The 389-nt window shown below is 58.9% G+C and carries 1 pseudogene; it reads right to left on the bottom strand.

Annotated features, from left to right (window positions below):
• Positions 1-275 precede the first annotated feature (275 nt).
• Positions 276-389: pseudogene (locus AC1DKD_RS42390) on the bottom strand (IS110 family transposase); the annotation flags it as partial.

Below are 389 nucleotides of genomic sequence, written 5' to 3'. Positions count from 1 at the left end.
TGTATGGACCCGACGCCTTTTGCAAGCTTCTTGTTCGTGATGTCGAAACGGTCTGCATGCATGTATCCGGCTTGCACTTGGACGATAGCCGAAGCACGCCCGCAGCCTCGATGAGATCCGCGCACCCTGTCCTTAGCAAAATCGCGGCGTGCCTGATAGCGGCCGCCGGCACAAAAAACAGGCTTCAGGATGCTGGTTCAACCAATTTCGTCATCGCTTTGAGAAGCTTCGCAAACCTGCGTGGGCATCTCCTTCCTTGCAAGCGGTTTTTTGGGCTATGCGGCGGCGCTTCGCGTCATAAAGGTCGAGTCGCTACTGAGCAGCGCCTGGATGACGCGCGCGTTCTTGTTGGCCAGCGCGACTGCCGCGCAGTTGTGCCCCCGTCGCGC

It is taken from the genome of Cupriavidus sp. 05T313, assembly GCF_056396665.1.
Note: the sequence above shows the minus strand (reverse complement) of the source record. Positions and strands in the feature narration are given on the sequence as shown.